The sequence below is a fragment of the Aquimarina sp. U1-2 genome (assembly GCF_017897595.1).
GTDB lineage: Bacteria > Bacteroidota > Bacteroidia > Flavobacteriales > Flavobacteriaceae > Aquimarina.
The window spans coordinates 1-347 of sequence record NZ_JAGKIK010000121.1; the positions used below are offsets into that span (position 1 = coordinate 1).

A 347-nucleotide genomic window follows, 5' to 3' on the forward strand; every position below is an offset into this window, starting at 1 on the left:
ATCTTCTAAAATATTTTCTGTGTTGAAGTTTACCTGAAGCGTGTCATTGAAGCGCATTTTTTCCAATTCAATATAATCATCAATATGATTAATTTCATCTATTAAAGCCACAAAAGGTTTATCTACCTGATACAACAAATAATCCAGTAAATTGGATAGCTTTAAAATCATCTCCGGTGTTTCATCTGCTTTTTTTAAAGCAAAACCATACATAGTATTTAGGGTGTTGAATAGGAAGTGCGGATGAATCTGCATTTTTAAGTAATTCAACTCTTGATCTTTAAGTTTTAATTGAGTTTCTAAAATCTTGGTTTCTAGTTTTTTCGTGTCCTCAGAGTGTTTTAGAT

1 protein-coding gene is annotated in these 347 nt (G+C 30.3%); it reads right to left on the reverse strand.

From position 1 onward, the window contains the following. A partial coding sequence (locus J8281_RS19310) for a sensor histidine kinase (RefSeq protein WP_210199268.1) occupies nucleotides 1-347 on the reverse strand: 347 nt, incomplete at both ends.